We start from the raw sequence: 17,946 nt of genomic DNA, 5'->3' as shown, positions 1-17,946 counted from the left end.
TGATGACGGTTCGATTACCGGAGGTGCCGATCAGGCGTTGCCGGCCGCGCGGAATTGGGCGCTCGCCCGTTGCAGGTTTTGCGGCATGCTCATCAGGAGCGCCTTGCGATCGGCCACCGCGTTGTGGAACTGCTCGATCGCGATGTTGAAGGCGGTCAACGTGCCTTCCTCGATCGTCCCGTGCTCGTAGCATAGCAGCGTGTGGCGCAGAATAGCGTCCGCTTCCGACTGCATCTGGTCGAGCTCTTCCATGGAATCGCATTGGCGCGCGGCGGCGAGCATATCGAGGAGCCGGTCGCGCTGCGAGGTGTTGACGTTGCGCTCATCCTTCTTGAGATAGCCGGCGAACCAGGCGCCGGCGGAGCCCATCGCCGACAGCGCCATCAAGGCCCACCAGATGTAATCGCTGTAGCGGTCGAGGAAGGTTTTTTCCTCGCCGTCGACAAAGGCGGCGGCGCCGGGATGAACGGGGATCGTGGCGTCCTTGTCGGTATCGGGCGTCTCTATCTTGGCGGCTAGTGGAAATTCGTTCTTCAGCGCCTGGCGGATCGCAAACAACTGCCGCGTAAAGATCGCGATGGTCGATTCCGCAATACCCCTGCGCGCCACAATGTGGTGCGAGAAGCTGATCGTCTTGACCTCTTCCTCGGGCCGGCCCGGCGCGCCGCCAAATGTTCCGGCCGGGATATCGGAGGCCTCGTAGGCGGGATGGTTCTGCGCAATCGCCTCAGCCGAATCGATCGCGAGGAATTTCGGTGTGCCGCCGTCGCGCGCGGAGGCTGTGATCGCGTCAGCCGTGATCTTGCTGTTGACCGGGCCGGCGGCGAGGTAGGCGTCCGCCTTCTGGTTACGAATGGCCTCGGCAGCCTCGTTGGCGGGGAACTGGACGATCTCGACCTTTGCCGGATCGACGCCGTACTGCCGCAGAATCACCTTGAGCAGATTGGCGTTGGCCTGTGTGCGGCCGACCACGCCGATGCGGCGCCCAGCGAGCTGGCCGATTTTCGTGATGGCGGGCGCGGCCTTCTTTCCCTTGGTCTTGGCGGCAGGCGGCACCCACAGCACCACGACGTTCTTGCGCAGCGTCGCCACGGCCTGCGCATTCTTCGGCACATCGAGGTCGCCCCTGATGATGGCGAGATCGGCCTTGCCTTCTCCGAGCAGATTGGCGCTCGCCAGCGCGCCATCGGTCTGCACCGGGCGTAACCGGACCACGCTGTTTCGCTGGTTGTTGAAGGCCTGTGTCAGGTTCTGAACGACTTTGAGATCGTCGCTGTTGGCCGGGCCGACGGCGATCCGCAGGGTCACTGGCCGCATGGCAAAGTAATAGCCGGCGGCCAGCGCGCCGACGATGGCCAGCACGCCGGCCAGCGTGACGAAGGTCAGCCGTCGTTTCGCTGAGCGAGGCGAGGGCAGGGCCGGCGTTTCCGAAAGGAGGGGGCCGTCGCTCATCAATCCCCGGATAGTAGCTGGAGGTGCAATTTCATGCCGCCGGCACGCTTACATCGCTATCCTAGCAAATTTCCCCGTTTAACCATTGTTACATATCCGTCATGGTTACCGGCGCCCCCAGGGCGCCATTGGAGGCCGGTTGCGGTCTATTCCGGGCAGGGGATCCCTGATGCGGGCTTCGGTGTTAGGTAGAGGCGGTCAGAAACGGGAGGCGATCATGGCGGAACGGCTGTCGGCGGAGGCGCGGAAATCGGCGCTGGCGGAACTTCCCGGCTGGTCCGAGGTGCCGGGCCGCGAGGCGATCGGCCGGACCTTCACCTTCAGGGATTTCAACGAAGCCTTCGGGTTCATGTCCCGCGCCGCCCTGGTGGCGGAAAAGAACGACCATCATCCGGAATGGAAGAACGTCTACAAGACGGTGGAAGTGGTGCTGGCGACCCACGACGCCGGCGGCGTCACCCGGCTCGACATCGATCTGGCCAAGGCGATGAATGCGATCGCCAGGCAATTGGGCGTCACCTGAGCACCCACGATCTTGCGGGGCGGGGCGGACATCCCCAATTCTTGAATCATACGAGGCGGCCGCGGCGATCTGCCGCGCCGGGTTCCGAGGAGCGCCGCGATGGCATCGTTCGATCACACCGCAGGTTTCGAACCGGCCGACCGGCTGGCGCAGGACCGTGAAAGCGTGCGTCGGCGCTTCTGGGTCAAGTTCAAGCAGGCGGTCGCGCAGCTTCCCTTCGCCGAAGACCTGCTCGCCGCCTATTACTGTGCGTTCGACAAGGAGACGCCGCGTCACGTGCAGGCGGCGCTGCTCGGCGCCGTCGCCTATTTCATCCTGCCGTTCGATTTCATGCCGGACATGCTGCCGTTGCTCGGCTTTACCGACGACGCTGCCGTCCTGGCCACCGCCATCCGCATGGTCGCGGGCCACATCACGCAGGAGCATCGCGATGCCGCCTGCGCCGCGCTGAAGCGCGGGATCGACACCGCTGAAGCGACGGATTGAATAGCGAAGAGCCCCGCTCCGATGTGAATCGGAACGGGGCTCTGGATTTTTGATTCGACGCGTTTTCTCTAGCGTTGTGCCGGCGACTGAGCCTGCGCTCTGGCGCTTCGCTCGGCTTCCCAGGCCTGGAATTGCTTGAACAGGGTCTCCTTGTCCGCGTCATTCTTGACGTTTGCCGCGGTCGCCGGGCTCTGTTTCAGGAATTCATCGAACCTTGCGCGCGACACGGCCTCGACGTTGTTTCTCTTAAGCCATTGCTCGGCGACCGGCAGTCGCTGCCAATCGGGCAACGGCGCCGACAGCGAGACCTCCTTCCACTTCGGGTGGAACGGCGGGTTCTGGAACGTCGGAAACTTCGTGAAGAAGGCGTCCACGAATTGGGCCAGCTTGCGATAGCGGTCGGTGTTGGGCGCCCAATTGTAGGCGGCGAGCACCGCAGGCACGGCGATGGTATCGACCTTGCCCCCTTCCGCGATCAGATTGGGATAATCCTTCGACGTAAGGGTCGCCGGCAGATAGTCGGTCTGCAGCGGCTTCGAATAGTCGACCGGAACCAGATGGAAGCGGTCGTCCTTGAACCCTGCGACGGACTTGTACGGTTTGCCGCCGACGGCAATCACGGCGTCGATCTCGCCGGCCCGCATCTTCTCCATCGCGATACGCTGCTCGAGATAGAGGAAGTTGGGCTTGATGCCGAGCCGCTCGAACACGATCGCCGCGGTGACGAAGGTGCCGCCATTGGGAAGATCGACACTGACCTTCTTGCCGTTGAGCTGGCTGATGTTGGTGACCGATTTCGAGGCGAGGACGTACATCTCCTCATTGTAAAGCTTGGTCACATAGGTGAACTGCTTCTTGATGTCCTTCGCGAAGCCCTTCTTCTCGAGATAGTCGAGCGTGTCTGCGCGCACGATGCCGAGGTCGACGCCCTGCAGGAACAGGATGTCGGCCACGCTCTGGACAGAACCGCGCCCGACGATCGGAAGTACGCGTAACTTGTTTCCGTCGTCGAGCACGGATGCGAGGTCGGCACCGAACTGCACGTAGGTGCCGCCGATCGTTCCCGAGATCAGTGTGACTGTGTTTGCGTTCAGCGCCTGCTTGGTCGCGACTGAGCCGAACTGAAAAATGGCCTTCAGGCTTTCGCTGACCTTGGCCGGATCGTATTCCGTGTCAGCGGCCTTGGCCGCCGTATTGCCGCATGCCACTGTCATGGCAAGCAATGCCATTCCCAGTAAGTGTCGCATTGGGTTCCTTTTGCGCTGGTCTTGAGTAATTAACTAGTTCTGCAATTGGCCGAGCCGCCGTTTCGCGTCGGCCGAACCGAGCTGGGCCGCCTTCTGGTACCAAACCCGCGCCGCCGCCGGATCGGCCGTAACGCTCCGCAAATCCTGGCTGCCCAGCACCTGCGGATCATACGTTCCCGCCAGCATCAGCGCCGCTTCCGCCTCCTGCGCGTCCGCGGCCCGTTCGAGCAGCAGTCGGGCGGAGGTGATGTCGCCGATCGCGAGCAGGTTCTTCGCCCGCTTCAGCAGCACCGCAAGCTCGTCCGGATCGATGCGTCTTGCCGGAACCGCCTCACGCGTCACCGGAACGGGCTCACGAACCGCCGGTGCGGCCGCAACAACCGGCGCCGCCGGGTTAATCGCAGCGACGACTTCGCGGGACGCTTCGCGCGCCATCGGCTCAGGCACCGCGACCTTGCCCTTGAGCGCGCTCTGGTAGGCGGCGGCAATTTCGTCGCGCGACGGCGATGCGGATGCCAGCGCGCTGGGCGGCGTGCGGCGCGCGGCCGCAACTTCCGCGCCGGTCGGTTCGGCGGCCAGCGGCGGCGCGGCAATGCGCGGCGGCTGTGCAGGCTCCGGCACCGCCGCGGCGAGCTCGGCAGCCGGTGGGCTGCCACCGCCGCCACCGCCGCCAAGCGAGGCGTTGAAGATGACGGCACGCGTCGAGTCGATGGAAAACAGTGCGAGAACGGCCGCAATCGCCGACACCACCACGACGCCGGTTACGATGCGACCCGCGCGCGCTTTCTTCAGCCCGCCGCTGCCGAACCTTCGATCGCCGCCCGCGAAAGCATATTCGGAAAGCTGCTGATGGTGCTCCTCCTCGTAGTTGGAGAGGAAAAGCGGCACCGGCTCATGCGGCGGCAGCTCCTCCGGCAGCACATCCGTCCGCTCAAACGACGCATCCCTCCGATCGAACGACAGCGCAAAGGGCTGCTCGTAGTGAGGCTGCTCATGCCGGGGCTGCTCATATTGCGGCTGCGGCTCATATCGTAGCTGCTCGTATCGAGATTGATCAGCTTCGTACAACCGAGGATCGCTGATGGCTTCGTCGAACCTGTCGAACGGATCTCTCGGCTGTGTCGGCAGCCTGGTATTCTCCGCCATGGATGATGCTCCCCACTACTGAACGCAACTACGGGCGTCCCCTGCACCTACTTCTTGCTCTTGTTGACGTACAGGAGCCCCTTAACTGATGGTTAAAGTCGCACACGGAATGGGCTCAAAAAACGACGGCGGCCGGGGCGAATGGGGAGATATCTTGGTAAGATTGAGGCAAAGAAGCGGCATAAGGGGGTTTTGGAACACGCATTGTTACCGAGAAACGATCTCGGTGACATGACATGGAGGCATGCGTCACATAGCGACACACCTCTGCGGCCCGCACATCGCACGGCCGTTTGCACTTCTTCAAGCGGGCGACAATTCAACAATTGAACGGATGATCCGGCATCTCCACTCAGGGATGCAGGATCACCTTGCCCATCGCCTTGCGGCCGGCGAGCACCTTCAGCGCTTCGGCGGTTTGCGCCAGCGGAAAGGTGCGATCGACATGCGAGGAGATCTTGCCTTCCGCGGTCCACTTCACGAGCTTTTCCAGGTTGGCGCGGTTCTTCTCCGGGTTGACCCTGGTCCACGCGCCCCAGAACACGCCGCGGATATCGCAGCCCTTGAGCAGCGCGAGGTTGAGCGGCATCTTCGGAATGTCGCCCGCGGCAAAGCCGATTACCAGGAAACGACCTTCCCAGGCGATCGAGCGCAATGCGGCTTCGGCGTAAGTGCCGCCGACCGGATCGAAGATGATGTCGACGCCCTTGCCTCCCGTGAGCCGGCGCAAGCCCTCCTTCAGGTCCTCCTTGCTGTAGTTCAGCGTGAGCTCGGCGCCATGCGCCTTGGCAAACTCGAGCTTCTCATCCGACGACGCGCAGGCGATCACCTTCAACCCCATCAGCTTGCCGAGCTCGCAGGCCGCAAGTCCGGTGCCGCCGGCAGCGCCCAGCACCGCAAGCGTCTCACCGGGCTTCGGGCTGGCGCGATCTTCCAGCGCGTGCAGCGCCGTGCCGTAGATGATGATGATGCCTGCGGCGCGATCGAAATCCAGATTGTCGGGAATCTTCACGATGGAACTTGCAGGAAGCGCGATCTTTTCGCGCGCGCCGTTATGACCGCATGACGCCACCACGCGGTCGCCGACCTTCAGGTCGGTGACCCCTGCGCCGATGCTTTCGATCACGCCGGCAACCTCGGCGGCCGGCGAAAACGGGAATGGCGGCTTGATCTGGTACTTGCCCTGGATCATCAGGATGTCGAAGAAATTTAGCGCCGCGGCCTTGATCGCAATCACGGCCTGTCCCGGTTCGGCCACCGGATCGGGGACGTCGGCCAGCACGAGGTCGTCGGGTTGGCAATATTGCGAGCAGAGAATGGCTTTCATGGGCGCACCTGATTTTCGAAACCGGAAAGAAGAGGCTGGATGCTTCTTGCCGGATTTGAAGGCAGGCTACAATCCGATTCAGGCGCCATGGCTTTATGGTGATCGAGGGGGATTCAAACGATGTTTGAAAAGGGCTTGCTGGCGGAAAAGCGAATACTGGTCACCGGTGGCGGTTCGGGGCTCGGGGCTGCGATGGGGCGCCGCTTCGTCGAGCTCGGCGCGGAGCTGATCATTTGCGGCCGCCGGCTCGAATTGCTGGAGGCGACGGCAGCAAAGATGCGGAGCGAACTCGGCGGCAAGGTGGGCGTGATCGGCTGCGATATCCGCGACGCCGCCGCGGTCGATGCCATGATGGAAGAGATATGGCGCCAGGCGCCGATCGATGTGCTGGTCAATAATGCCGCCGCCACCTTCATCGCGCAGACCGAACATCTGTCGTCGCGGGCGGCGGACGCGATCCTGGCGCCGACGCTGCACGGCGCGATGTATTGCACGCTCGCCGCAGGCAGGCGCTGGATCGACGGCAAGCATAGGGGCGTGGTGCTGAGCATCCTCTCGACCTCGACGATCACCGGCCGCGCTTTCACGGTGCCTTCGGCGATGGCGAAATCCGCTGTGCTCGCGATGACCAAAAGCCTTGCGGTGGAATGGGGACCCAAGGGTGTGCGCACGGTCGCGATCGCGCCCGGCGCGTTTCCGACACCAGGCGCTTCGGGGCAGCTCCGCCCTGAGGGCCGCGATGAAAGCTGGGCGCAACGCAATCCGCTCGGCCGCGCCGGCGAACATGGCGAGCTTGCTGACCTGGCGAGTTTTCTGATTTCGGATCAGGCCGGTTATATCAATGGCGAGATGGTGGTGCAGGATGGCGGCGCCCATTTGCGCAGTTCCGGCGCCGAGGATCTGTTGCAATGGACCGACGCGCAGTGGCAAAAGCAGCGCGAGCGGCGCCCCAGGGGCTGAAACCAAGGCTCGCGTTTTTGATTCGCCAAAGGGACCGTCAAAGGATCCTGGGACGAAGCGTCGCCACGGCGGTGAGCAACGTCGTAACTGCCTTCCCAAAAAAGCATTTCCCGGCTATCCATCCCCGGCGACGCGATGCGCTCTCGGGCCATCTTCCAGTCACAATAATGAGGGAACCAGTTGTCCGTGTTGCGAATACTGACATTTCTGGTTGCGATTGCGGCGTTGTGTGGGACGACATCCCTCGCGCAAGCACAGAGCACTGCTCCGAAAGGCGCCAAGGACTCGGCGAAGGAAGCGCCCAAGCCGGCGCCTGCACCCGCGGCAAAGCCTGGGGCCAAACCTGCGGAACCGGCTGCTGCTGGCGGTGCGGAGCCCACCTTGATCGGTCAGTACGGCACCTGGGGCGCCTACACGGCGACGCCGGCCGGCCGGAAGGTCTGCTTCGCGTTGGCGAAGCCATCGTCATCCAAAACCAATCCGCCGAATCGTCCGCGCGACCCAGCCTACGCTTTCGTCTCGACGCGTCCGGCGGAAAAAGTCGTCAACGAAGTTTCGATCATGATCGGATACGCGCTGAAGCCGGGCTCGGAATCCTCGCTCGAGGTCGGCGGTTCGTCCTTTGCGATGTATACCCAGGGCGACGGGCTCTGGATCAAGAACGCCGCGGAGGAAGAGCAGATGGTCAGCGCCATGCGCAAATCCGCCGAAGTCACCGTCAGGGGCGTTTCGGCCAAGGGCACCGAGACCACGGACGTCTTCTCGCTGAAGGGGCTGTCCCAGGCGCTCGACCGGCTGGCGCAGGACTGCAAGCGTTAAGCTGCTTTTAAGCCCAGAATGACGTTGTTTAGAGGCCTTGGAAGGCCTATTTGAGTGTCCTCGTAGGGTGGGCAAAGGCGCGCAAGCGCCGTGCCCACCATTAACGTTTGTGGTGGGCACGCTACGCTTTGCCCACCCTACGCACCCGCTTCAACCTCTCGTGTGAATTTTAATGTCGCTTTCATCTTCCGTGGCGCCGCTGGAGAAGGTTCCGCTCGAAACCTACGTGCCGCCGGCAAAACCCTCGCTGATCGGCCTGTCGCGCGCCGAGATCGCCGACCGGCTGGGCGAGATCGGCGTTGCGCCCGCGCAGCGCAAGATGCGCACGCAGCAGCTCTGGCACTGGATGTATGTCCGCGGCGCCAAGGCGTTCGACGAGATGACCAGCATTTCGAAGGAAATGCGTGCACAGCTGGAGCAGCATTTTACCGTCGATCGCCCCGAAGTGGTGGCCGAGCAGGTTTCCAACGACGGGACCCGCAAATGGCTATTGCGCCTGCCGAGCGGGGATGCGTTCCAGAAAGCGCACGAGGTCGAGTGCGTCTACATTCCGGAAACCGATCGCGGCACCCTGTGCGTTTCCTCGCAGGTCGGCTGCACGCTGAACTGCTCGTTCTGCCACACCGGCACGCAACGGCTGGTGCGCAACCTCACCGCGGGCGAAATCGTCGGCCAGATCATGGTGGCGCGCGACCGCCTCAATGACTGGGCCGACCGCGAGACGCCGACCGGCAGCCGCCTCGTCACCAATGTCGTCATGATGGGCATGGGCGAGCCGCTCTATAATTTCGACGCGGTGCGCGATGCGTTGCTGATTGTTGCAGATAACGAAGGCATCGGCATTTCCCGCCGGCGCATCACGCTATCGACCTCGGGCGTGGTGCCGAACATCATTCGCACCGGCGACGAAATCGGCGTCATGCTGGCGATCTCGCTGCATGCGGTGCGCGACGAGCTGCGCAACGAGCTGGTGCCGCTGAATCGCAAATATCCGATCGCCGAATTGCTGCAGGCCTGCCGCGATTATCCGGGCTCGTCGAACGCGCGGCGCATCACCTTCGAATATGTGATGCTCAAGGGCATCAATGATTCCATGGATGACGCCAAACTGCTGGTGAAGCTGCTCAAGGGCATTCCGGCCAAGATCAATTTGATTCCGTTCAACCCGTGGCCGGGCACCAAGTATGAGTGCTCGGACTGGGAGCAGATCGAAAAATTCTCCGAATATATCTTCAATGCCGGCTACTCCTCGCCGGTCCGCACGCCGCGCGGTCGCGACATCCTCGCCGCCTGCGGCCAGTTGAAGTCGGAGACCGAAAAACTGTCCGCGCGCGAGCGCCAGGCGCTGCGCGCGATGGCGATGACGGATTGATCTGATGCGAGCCTCTACACTCGTCATGGCCGGGCTTGTCCCGGCCATCCACGTCTTTGTTCAATCTCGACAAAGGAAGACGTGGATGCCCGGGACAAGCCCGGGCATGATGGTGGAGAGGGCGGCGCTATTTATTTTCGACGACGGAATTGCTTCATGGCGCTGATCGGCCGCCTCTTCGTCGTTTTCTTCGCCTTCCTCGCCGCCTGCCTTGTGGCGGGGATGATCGTGGTCGGCGCGGTGCTGTATCCTGAGTTCAGCGATCTCGGCGGCGGGCCGATCGACCAGAGCGCGATCAATGTCGTGCTCGGCTTCGGCTTCATCTTCCTGTCCGGCTTTGCGCTGCTGCCGGCGCTGATCGTGGTTTTGATCACCGAGGCCTTCTATATCCGCAGCGTGCTCGCCTACGCTATCGGCGGCGCGATCGTCGGGGCGGCCTGCTATCTCGGCCTTATTCCGTTTGATCCGGAGACGCTGCGTTTCGATGGCATCGTGCGCCGCCACCTCGAAATCATGACCGGCGCGGGCATAGTGGCCGGCCTGATCTACTGGATGATCGCGGGCCGATCCGCCGGCGCCTGGCGCGAACCGCGGCCTCCCCTGCGGCCACCGCCGCCATTGCCCTCGCACTCGCGGCCGCAGGCGTGACGCTAGGCGTAACCCTTTTCTTCCCTTCTCCCCTTGTGGGAGAAGGTGCCTTCGCGAAAGCGAAGGCGGAGGAGGGGTCTCTATCCGCGGAGACAGACCCCTCTCACCCGTCACAATCGCGCAAAAGCGCGATTGATCCACCCTCTCCCACAAGGGGAGAGGGAAGCGTGAGCCTTTTCATCGCCAACCGCCTCGGCTAAACCCCGCGCCATGAACCGGACCGGACTTGTTATCGCGTTGGGCATATCGCTCGTCATCGGACTGCTGTTCGGGATTTTCCCCGAACTCGACCTCAAGCTGGCGGCGTTGTTCTACGATTCCGCGAGCACATCGTTTCCGCTCAAGCAGAACGAGCTCGCCGAATTCGCGCGCGACGCCGCGATGTGGATCGCCTGGGCGCTGGCGCTGCCGTCGCTGATCGCCATCGTCGCCAAAGTGCTGCGGCCGGACCGCCCGATGCTGGTTCCGGGACGCGCGGCGGTGTTTCTGCTGGTCACCATCCTGCTCTCCGCCGTCGTGCTGACCAATCTCACCTTCAAGAGCTACTGGGGGCGGCCGCGGCCGGTGATGGTGACGGAGTTCAACGGCCCCTGGCAGTTCGTGCCGTGGTGGGACCCGCGCGGGGAGTGCGGGCGTAACTGCTCGTTCTTCTCCGGCGAGGGCGCCACCGCGTTCTGGGCCTACGCACCCGCGGCGCTGACACCGCCGACGTGGCGGCCTTTGGCCTATGCGGCGGCGACCCTGTTTGGGGTCGCGACCTCCGTGCTGCGGATGGCGTTCGGGGGGCATTTCTTCACCGACGTTGCGGCCGCGGGCCTCGTGAGCTTCTTCGTGATCTGGCTGGCCTATGCCTGGCTTTACCGCTGGCCATCGACAAGGCGTTCGGATGCGCAGATCGAGGCCGCGCTGGCGCGCTGGGGCTGGCCCGGCTACCGGCTGCTGCAGCGCTGGCGCGAGGCGGGGTAATCCGATCCCAGCCAACAGCTACACGCCAGGAGCTATTAAACGCGTGCCCATCAGCGCGAAATTTGATATTCGCGCACTCAAGCCGCAAACGGCATCCGCCATTTCGACCGATTGGAAGCTCGATGAGTACGATTCTGAAAAGCCTGCCCAAGGGGGAAAAAGTCGGCATCGCTTTCTCGGGTGGTCTCGATACCAGCGCGGCGCTGCTGTGGATGCAGCAAAAGGGCGCGCGCGTCTTTGCCTATACCGCCAATCTCGGTCAGCCTGACGAGGCCGACTACGACGAGATTCCGCGCAAAGCGCTGGAGTTCGGCGGCGAAAAAGCCCGGCTGGTGGATTGCCGCACCCAACTGGTCCACGAAGGTATCGCCGCCATCCAGTCCGGCGCCTTCCACATCTCGACCGGCGGGATCGCCTACTTCAACACCACGCCGCTCGGCCGCGCCGTGACCGGCACCATGCTGGTCGCGGCAATGCAGGAGGACGGCGTCAATATCTGGGGCGATGGCTCCACCTACAAGGGCAACGATATCGAGCGGTTCTACCGCTACGGCCTGCTGACCAATCCGAGCTTGCGGATCTACAAGCCCTGGCTCGACCAACTGTTCATCGACGAACTGGGCGGCCGCGCGGAAATGTCGGCGTTCATGACGGCCAATGGATTCGCCTACAAGATGAGCGCGGAAAAGGCCTACTCGACCGACAGCAATCTGCTCGGCGCAACCCACGAGGCCAAGGATCTCGAGCATCTCGACAGCGGCATCAAGATCGTCAATCCGATCATGGGCGTGCCGTTCTGGCGCGACGACTGTAGCGTCAAGGCCGAAAAGGTCGCCGTGCGTTTCGAGGAGGGCCAGCCCGTCGCGCTGAACGGCCAGACGTTCACTGACCCGGTCGCGCTGTTCCTTGAGGCCAACGCCATCGGCGGCCGGCATGGCCTTGGCATGAGCGACCAGATCGAGAACCGGATCATCGAGGCGAAGAGTCGCGGCATCTACGAAGCGCCCGGCATGGCGCTGCTGCACATCGCCTATGAACGCCTCGTCACCGGCATCCACAACGAGGATACCATCGAGCAATACCGGATCAGCGGCATGCGCCTTGGCCGATTGCTCTATCAGGGGCGGTGGTTCGATTCCCAGGCCCTGATGCTGCGCGAAACCGCCCAGCGCTGGGTGGCGCGCGCCGTCACCGGCGAGGTGACGCTCGAGCTGCGCCGTGGCAACGACTATTCGATCCTGAACACCGAGAGCCCCAATCTGACCTATCAGCCGGAGCGGCTGAGCATGGAGAAGGTGGAGGATGCAGCATTCACCCCGGCTGACCGTATCGGCCAGCTGACCATGCGCAACCTCGACGTCGCCGATACCCGCGCCAAACTGGATATTTACGGAAAGACGGGCTTGCTCTCGAGCAGGGAAGGCGCCGATATCTTCAAGCTTGAGAGCGACAAGAGCGGCAAGGGCTGAACCGCGCGGGCGTACCCGGCATGGATTGTAACGGGGACGTCATTCGGGAGCGGTAGGATATAGAGTGGCGCATGCCTTGCCTCCGGAGCCGATGGCTGCCGCGCGGGCGCGCCTTACTCCGACCCGGTGCATGCTCATGATCAAGACCTTCGCCGCCGCGACCCTGATTGTCCTGCTATCGGGGCACCAGACCGTTGCGCAGACCATCTACCCGATCGACCGCGCGGCGATTCTCGCCGGTGCGCGCTTCGACTTCAAAGTCGAATTTCCGGATCGCGTCGATCCATCGAAGCTGAAAGTGACGGTCAACGGCGAGGACCACGCCGCCGCCTTCGGCCAGTCCGGAACGTTCGTCGAGCGCGAAGACGACAAGGATCAGTCCGCGCTGATGCTTCGCGGCGTCACCCTGACCAAGCCGGGCAACGTCACGGTGGAAGTCAGCGATGGCGTGCGCAGCCGCACCGTCGCCTGGACGGTCTACGATACGCCGCCGCGCAAGGCGAAGAACGTCATCCTGTTCATCGGCGACGGGCTGTCGCCGGCGCACCGCACGGCCGCCCGTCTGCTCTCCAAAGGCATCGCAGAAGGCAAGAGCCTCGGCAAGCTTGCGATCGACGACATGCCGCATATGGCGTTGGTGGCGACCGCAGGCTCGGATTCGATCATCACCGATTCTGCGAACGCCGCCAGCGCCTACGCCACCGGCCACAAGACCGCGGTCAATGCCATGGGCGTCTATGCCGACCGCACCGCAAGCCCGTTCGATGATCCGAAGGTGGAGACCATTGCGAGTCTGGCGAAGCGGCGGAACGGGATGGGCATCGGCATTGTCACCAACACCGAAGTCGAGGACGCCACGCCGGCCGCGATGGTGGCGCATACCCGACGCCGTGCAGCTTATGACGAGATCGTCGAGCAGTTTTTTGCGGCCAAGCCCGACGTGTTGATGGGCGGCGGAGCCGCGAATTTCCTTCCACAAGCCGCCCCCGGGTCCAAGCGCAAGGACGACATCGATTATGTCGCCAGATTTCGCGACGCCGGCTATTCGGTTGCGACGACAAAGACCGAACTCGATGCGGTGAACGCCAAATCCGACGCGCGCCAATTGCTTGGCCTGTTCGCCACGGGAAATATGGACGGCGCGCTGGACCGCAAGTTTCTCAAGGGCGGCGGCGTCAAGAAATTTCCCGACCAGCCTGATTTGACTGAGCAAGTGCAGGCCGCGCTGAACGTCCTGTCGAAGAACGATGCCGGCTTTTTCCTGATGGTAGAGTCCGGCCTGATCGACAAATACGCGCATGTGCTGGACATGGAGCGCGCGGTTTACGACACCATCATGCTCGACAATGCGGTTGGCCTTGCGCGCAAATGGGCGCAGGCGCGCGGCGACGATACGCTGATCCTGGTGCTCGCGGACCATAATCATCCCAACAGCCTTGTCGGGACCATCAGCGACGACATGACTACGACGCCCAACGTGCCGCTGCGCGAGCGCGTGGGCGTGTATGAAAAAGCTGGATTCCCCAACTATCCGGCTCCCGATGCGGATGGCTATCCATCGCGCGTGGATGTCAGCCGCCGGCTCGCGATCTTTTCTGCCAGCCTTCCGGACCATTACGAAACCTTCCGCCCGAAGCTCGACAACCCCAACGAGCCGACCGTGAAGGGTGACGACCCCGGCACATTCAAGGCCAATGACAAATACAAGGATGTCCCCGGCGTGGTGCTGCGCTTCGGCAATCTGCCGGCGATGATGGGCGCCAGCGTGCATTCGGGAGAGGATGTCATACTGACGGGGACCGGGCCGGGCAGCGAGCGGATTCGTGGCTCGATGGACAATACCGATGTGTTCCGCATCATGGCGGACGCGCTCGGCCTCGCGGTTGCGGGGCAATAGTCTCGCGCAAGCGTTGCTTGCGTCAGGGGAGCGATGGCGCGGCAAACATCAGTTTGATGCAGCTTCGAAAGATCAGGATCTGCCGTTCGAGACGGCTCGGATCGTTCAGCGTCTTCGACATGATGATGGCGCCGTCGACGACGCAGGATAGCATGTCGGCGACATCGTCGAGATCGACCGGCTCCCTCGGCGGATAGACCGCGGCGATGCCGTCGAGGATCTTGCGGAAGCGCGCATTCCAATCTCGTACCGATCGCGCGGTGAGTTCGCGTACCTCGCGATCGAACTGCCTCTCCTGATAGCAGATGCTGGCGATCAGGCAGCCGGGATGGCCGTTCGGCAGGTCGGCCATCGTCTCGGCAAGCAGCTTCAGCGAAATGAGGAAAGCCTGCAGCGGGTCGTCGGATAGCTGGTGACCGCGCGCGAAGATGTCGTCGAAGAGCTGATCGTTGGTCGCGACATATCGGCGGAGCATTTCATGGGCCAGCGCATTCTTGTCCTTGAAGTGGTAGAAGAAGCCGCTTTTGGTGAGCCCGGCCTCGGCGATCACTTCGTCGATCGAGGTCGCGCCAAATCCCTTCGCAAGCACGGCCGCTTCCGCGATCTCCAAAATTCGCTCGCGCGTCGCTTCGCCCTTGCCCATCCGCTTCTCCAAAACTGTACTCACGGTACGGTTTCTCCATTGCCGATGGTGCGGCGGTTTTGCGCCTCAGCCCGCAAACCATTTGAATTCATATCATTTTGCAGCTTCGAGTTCACCCGCACCGCGAGCCGCCTAGGAAGCCGCGACACTATGAGGCACCAACATCGACGGACCCAAGCCGGGGCGGGAGAGACCTAACCGACGGCAACCAAATCCGGAGATATTGAGATGGCCAAATACCGAGACGATCTTCCGCAACGGCGCGGCGGCATTTTCCTTACCGATGGCGGCATGGAAACGACGTTGATCTTTCAAGAAGGAATCGAACTGCCGCATTTCGCCGCCTTCGTGTTGCTCGACAGCGCGGAAGGCCGGCAGCAGTTGAAGCAGTATTACGCCAGCTATCTTGCGGTCGCGCGCGATCATGGCACAGGCTTTGTGCTCGACAGCCCGACCTGGCGCGCCAATCCGGATTGGGGGGCCAAGCTCGGTTACGACGCGTCCGCTCTCAAGGCGATCAATGTCCGTTCGATTGCGTTCCTGGAGGAACTGCGAGCGGGCTGGGAACGGCCAGGCGCGTCCTGCGTCATCAGCGGCGCCATCGGCCCGCGCGGTGACGGCTACAAGGCGGGCAACATGGAGGCTGCAGAAGCCGAGGCCTACCATCGGGCGCAGATCGCCGCCTTCGTCGAGGGCGGCGCCGACATGGTCACCGCCTATACGCTCACCAGCATTAACGAAGCCATCGGCGTCGCACGCGCAGCCAGGTCGCTGGGGATACCAGCAGCCATCTCGTTTACCGTGGAGACCAACGGCCGCCTGGTGAAGGGTGAAACGTTGCGGGAGGCGATCGAGACCGTCGATCGCGAGACGGATGGTTCGCCCGAATACTTCCTGATCAACTGCGCCCATCCGACGCATTTCGAAGATGCCTTGAAGGCGGGCGAAGCCTGGACGGCGCGTATCCATGGCGTCAGAGCCAACGCCTCGACGAAGAGCCATGCCGAGCTCGACGAATCCGTAACTTTGGATTCGGGAGATCCGTCTGACCTCGGGCGGCGTTACCTCAATCTCAGAGGTGCGTTCCCGAAAATGCGCATTCTCGGCGGCTGCTGCGGCACCGATCACCGGCACGCCGCGGCCATTTGCGATGCTTGCGTGCCGCCGCGGGCGCTTAGCGCCTGATAGCGTTTTCGAGCGAAAGCCTGCCCCGCACTTGATCCGGGGTGGATACCGGTTCGCATAGCAATCAAGCTTGCGCAGATTGCGTAGACTTATCTGCGGTAGAAAACGCGTCAAAATAGAGGCTCAATAGAAAAATAGCCGGGATTGCTCCCGGCCATTTTCATTTGCGATGACCTGTCTTATCGGCGCGGCGGCGCGGTGCCGGGCGGGGGCGGCGGCAGCGACGCCTGTCCGCCGTTGAGCAGCGGCGTGATGTTGCGGATGGTGACGCGCCGGTTGATCGGGCTCGGCCCGTCGATCTGCTCCTTCAGATACTGCTCGCCATAGCCTTGCGAGGTCAGGTTCTCCGCCGGAACGTTGAACTGCTGCGTCAGCAAGGTGGCCGCGGATTCGGCGCGACGGTCCGACAGCGACAGATTGTCGACGTCGTTTCCGACCGCGTCGGTGTGGCCCTCGATCAGGAACACCGCGCGCGGATTTTCCTGGATCGCCCGGTTGAGGCCGTCGGCGATCGCCTGCAGCTTCGCCGCCTGATCGGGCGGAACTTCCCACGATCCGAGTTCGAAGTTGATGGTGTTGACGTCGATGCTCGGCATCCGCTGACGTACGGTGGGACTGTAGCGGATTTCGTCCAGCGAGTAACGCCGTTCGATCCGTTCCACCGGCGGCGCCATCATGGTCTCGTAGAGCAGATCCGGCGACGCTTCCTCGGAATCGACAATATAGCGATTGTAGGGAATGCGGACCACGGGCGGCGCGAGGGCGACAAAGAAGCCGCCGTCGCCCCCGCGCGGACCGCGGTAGCTGTTGTCGATGATGATGATCTCGCGGCCGCGCTGATCGCGCCGGATACGGCGCATCAATTGACCGTCGCGGCCGGTCACGGTGATCACCTGCGTTCCATCGGGCCTGATCACGACGGTGCGGGTCTCGCCACCGACGGTCTGGGTCTGGATGTCACGCGCGCCGTAGCGGAAGCGGTCCACCTCGCTGTGACGGACATATTGCTGTCCGCCGGGATCGCGAATGATGATCCGGCCCGGCTCGGTGATGATCGTGCGACCGCCCTGCTGCGACTCGCGGCGCTGGCCGCGGAAGTCGTCGAGGCGTCGCGGCCCCGAAGGTGCCGCGCCCGGGGCGATTACCCGCAGTCCCTCTTGCGGCGGAGGCGGCGGCGGCAATGCGGTGGTCACCTGAGGTGCCTGGCGGAAAGCCGGCGCGACGGTCGGCGGCGCGTTCTGTGCCCGGCCGGCCGGTGGCGTGGCGTTCGGCGCACCCGGCACGGCGGTTGGCGCCGTGGTGGCCGCGCCTCCCGGAGCCGTAGGAGCAGCCGTCGGCGGCGTTGCGCCGGGAGCGACGGGAGTGCCAGCGCTCGGCGCGGCAGCCGGCGGCGCTCCGGGTCGTCCCGGTGGTGCGGTTGTCGGCGCGGTCGTGGGGGCACCCGCGCTCGGAGGCGTCGTCGGTGCTCCGGGTCGTCCCGGCGGTGTAGTCGGCGTTGTAGTCGGGGCGCCCGCACTCGGGGGCGTCGTCGGTGCGCCGGGACGCGGCGGTGGCGCCGTCGTCGTACCTCCGCCAGGCGGAGGGGCGGCCGTCGGCGGCGCTGTCGGAGCCGGTGTGGTGGCAGGCGCCGGCGGCTGCTTGGCGCCGGACGGCGGGGGCGGTACAGGGGATGGCGTCGCCTTCTGAGATGAAGGCGGCGGCGGTGGTGGCGTAGTCGGTGCGGCGGGTTGCTTCGGCGCCGCAGGCGCGGCTGCCGGTGGAGGAGGCGGCGGTGCCGTTGGGCGCGAAGGTGCAGCCGCAGGGGGC

The 17,946-nt window shown here is 63.7% G+C and carries 16 protein-coding genes; 10 read left to right on the top strand and 6 right to left on the bottom strand.

Annotated features, from left to right (window positions below; all coding sequences use genetic code 11):
- Positions 1-30: 30 nt before the first annotated feature.
- Positions 31-1,452 carry a TAXI family TRAP transporter solute-binding subunit gene (locus IVB22_RS40475; protein WP_247522724.1) on the bottom strand — a complete coding sequence of 474 codons (1,422 nt, stop codon included), beginning with the start codon at positions 1,450-1,452 and terminating at the stop codon, positions 31-33.
- A gap of 217 nt (positions 1,453-1,669) precedes the next feature.
- On the opposite strand from IVB22_RS40475, the gene IVB22_RS40470 reads away from it, so the two are divergent.
- Together IVB22_RS40470 and IVB22_RS40465 are read left to right on the top strand one after the other, a co-directional pair.
- The gene (locus IVB22_RS40470) at positions 1,670-1,975 is read left to right on the top strand and encodes a 4a-hydroxytetrahydrobiopterin dehydratase (RefSeq protein WP_247522723.1); all 306 of its coding nucleotides are present in this window, start codon (positions 1,670-1,672) and stop codon (positions 1,973-1,975) included.
- Positions 1,976-2,074: 99 nt separating this feature from the next.
- Positions 2,075-2,461, top strand: a complete 387-nt coding sequence (locus tag IVB22_RS40465) for a YkvA family protein (protein ID WP_247522722.1) — start codon at positions 2,075-2,077, stop codon at positions 2,459-2,461.
- A 68-nt stretch (positions 2,462-2,529) separates the two neighbouring features.
- Here IVB22_RS40465 and IVB22_RS40460 read toward each other — a convergent pair whose 3' ends face one another.
- From IVB22_RS40460 to IVB22_RS40450, 3 genes are all read right to left on the bottom strand, one after another.
- Entirely contained in the window at positions 2,530-3,708 is a 1,179-nt protein-coding gene (locus tag IVB22_RS40460; protein WP_247522721.1) for a TAXI family TRAP transporter solute-binding subunit, read from the bottom strand.
- A 33-nt stretch (positions 3,709-3,741) separates the two neighbouring features.
- Positions 3,742-4,854, bottom strand: a complete 1,113-nt coding sequence (locus tag IVB22_RS40455; RefSeq protein ID WP_247522720.1) for a hypothetical protein — start codon at positions 4,852-4,854, stop codon at positions 3,742-3,744.
- Positions 4,855-5,206: 352 nt separating this feature from the next.
- Complete coding sequence (locus IVB22_RS40450; RefSeq protein ID WP_247522719.1) at positions 5,207-6,181, bottom strand: NADPH:quinone oxidoreductase family protein; 975 nt, start codon at positions 6,179-6,181, stop codon at positions 5,207-5,209.
- 120 nt (positions 6,182-6,301) lie between these two features.
- Here IVB22_RS40450 and IVB22_RS40445 point away from each other — a divergent pair, with 120 nt between their 5' ends.
- The 7 genes from IVB22_RS40445 to IVB22_RS40415 all read left to right on the top strand — a co-directional run bounded on the left by IVB22_RS40445 (position 6,302) and on the right by IVB22_RS40415 (position 14,312).
- Positions 6,302-7,141 carry an SDR family oxidoreductase gene (locus IVB22_RS40445; RefSeq protein WP_247522718.1) on the top strand — a complete coding sequence of 280 codons (840 nt, stop codon included), beginning with the start codon at positions 6,302-6,304 and terminating at the stop codon, positions 7,139-7,141.
- A 186-nt stretch (positions 7,142-7,327) separates the two neighbouring features.
- Entirely contained in the window at positions 7,328-7,960 is a 633-nt protein-coding gene (locus IVB22_RS40440; RefSeq protein WP_247522717.1) for an invasion associated locus B family protein, read from the top strand.
- 172 nt (positions 7,961-8,132) lie between these two features.
- A complete protein-coding gene (gene rlmN / locus IVB22_RS40435; RefSeq protein ID WP_247522716.1) occupies positions 8,133-9,332 on the top strand; it encodes a 23S rRNA (adenine(2503)-C(2))-methyltransferase RlmN in 1,200 nt (399 codons plus the stop codon).
- 156 nt (positions 9,333-9,488) lie between these two features.
- Positions 9,489-9,980, top strand: a complete 492-nt coding sequence (locus IVB22_RS40430; RefSeq protein WP_247522715.1) for a hypothetical protein — start codon at positions 9,489-9,491, stop codon at positions 9,978-9,980.
- A 210-nt stretch (positions 9,981-10,190) separates the two neighbouring features.
- Positions 10,191-10,946, top strand: coding sequence for a phosphatase PAP2 family protein (locus IVB22_RS40425; RefSeq protein WP_247522714.1), 756 nt, complete (start codon positions 10,191-10,193; stop codon positions 10,944-10,946).
- A 122-nt stretch (positions 10,947-11,068) separates the two neighbouring features.
- Positions 11,069-12,415 (top strand): argininosuccinate synthase, encoded by a 1,347-nt coding sequence (gene argG, locus IVB22_RS40420; RefSeq protein WP_247522713.1) that lies wholly within the window; start codon positions 11,069-11,071, stop codon positions 12,413-12,415.
- Between the two features lie 136 nt (positions 12,416-12,551).
- Positions 12,552-14,312: an alkaline phosphatase gene (locus tag IVB22_RS40415; protein ID WP_247522712.1), complete on the top strand. Its 1,761-nt coding sequence runs from the start codon at positions 12,552-12,554 to the stop codon at positions 14,310-14,312.
- 22 nt (positions 14,313-14,334) lie between these two features.
- On the opposite strand, the gene IVB22_RS40410 is transcribed toward IVB22_RS40415, so the two are convergent.
- Entirely contained in the window at positions 14,335-14,955 is a 621-nt protein-coding gene (locus IVB22_RS40410) for a TetR/AcrR family transcriptional regulator (protein ID WP_247522826.1), read from the bottom strand.
- 228 nt (positions 14,956-15,183) lie between these two features.
- On the opposite strand from IVB22_RS40410, the gene IVB22_RS40405 reads away from it, so the two are divergent.
- Complete coding sequence (locus IVB22_RS40405) at positions 15,184-16,140, top strand: homocysteine S-methyltransferase family protein (protein WP_247522711.1); 957 nt, start codon at positions 15,184-15,186, stop codon at positions 16,138-16,140.
- A 179-nt stretch (positions 16,141-16,319) separates the two neighbouring features.
- On the opposite strand, the gene IVB22_RS40400 is transcribed toward IVB22_RS40405, so the two are convergent.
- A partial coding sequence (locus IVB22_RS40400; protein WP_247522710.1) for an OmpA family protein occupies positions 16,320-17,946 on the bottom strand: 1,627 nt, incomplete at its 5' end.

The sequence above is a fragment of the Bradyrhizobium sp. 190 genome (genome assembly GCF_023073415.1).
In the GTDB taxonomy this organism is placed as follows: Bacteria; Pseudomonadota; Alphaproteobacteria; order Rhizobiales; family Xanthobacteraceae; genus Bradyrhizobium.
The sequence above is the reverse complement of the archived record's forward strand: the minus strand, read 5'-3'. Positions and strand labels throughout refer to the sequence as shown.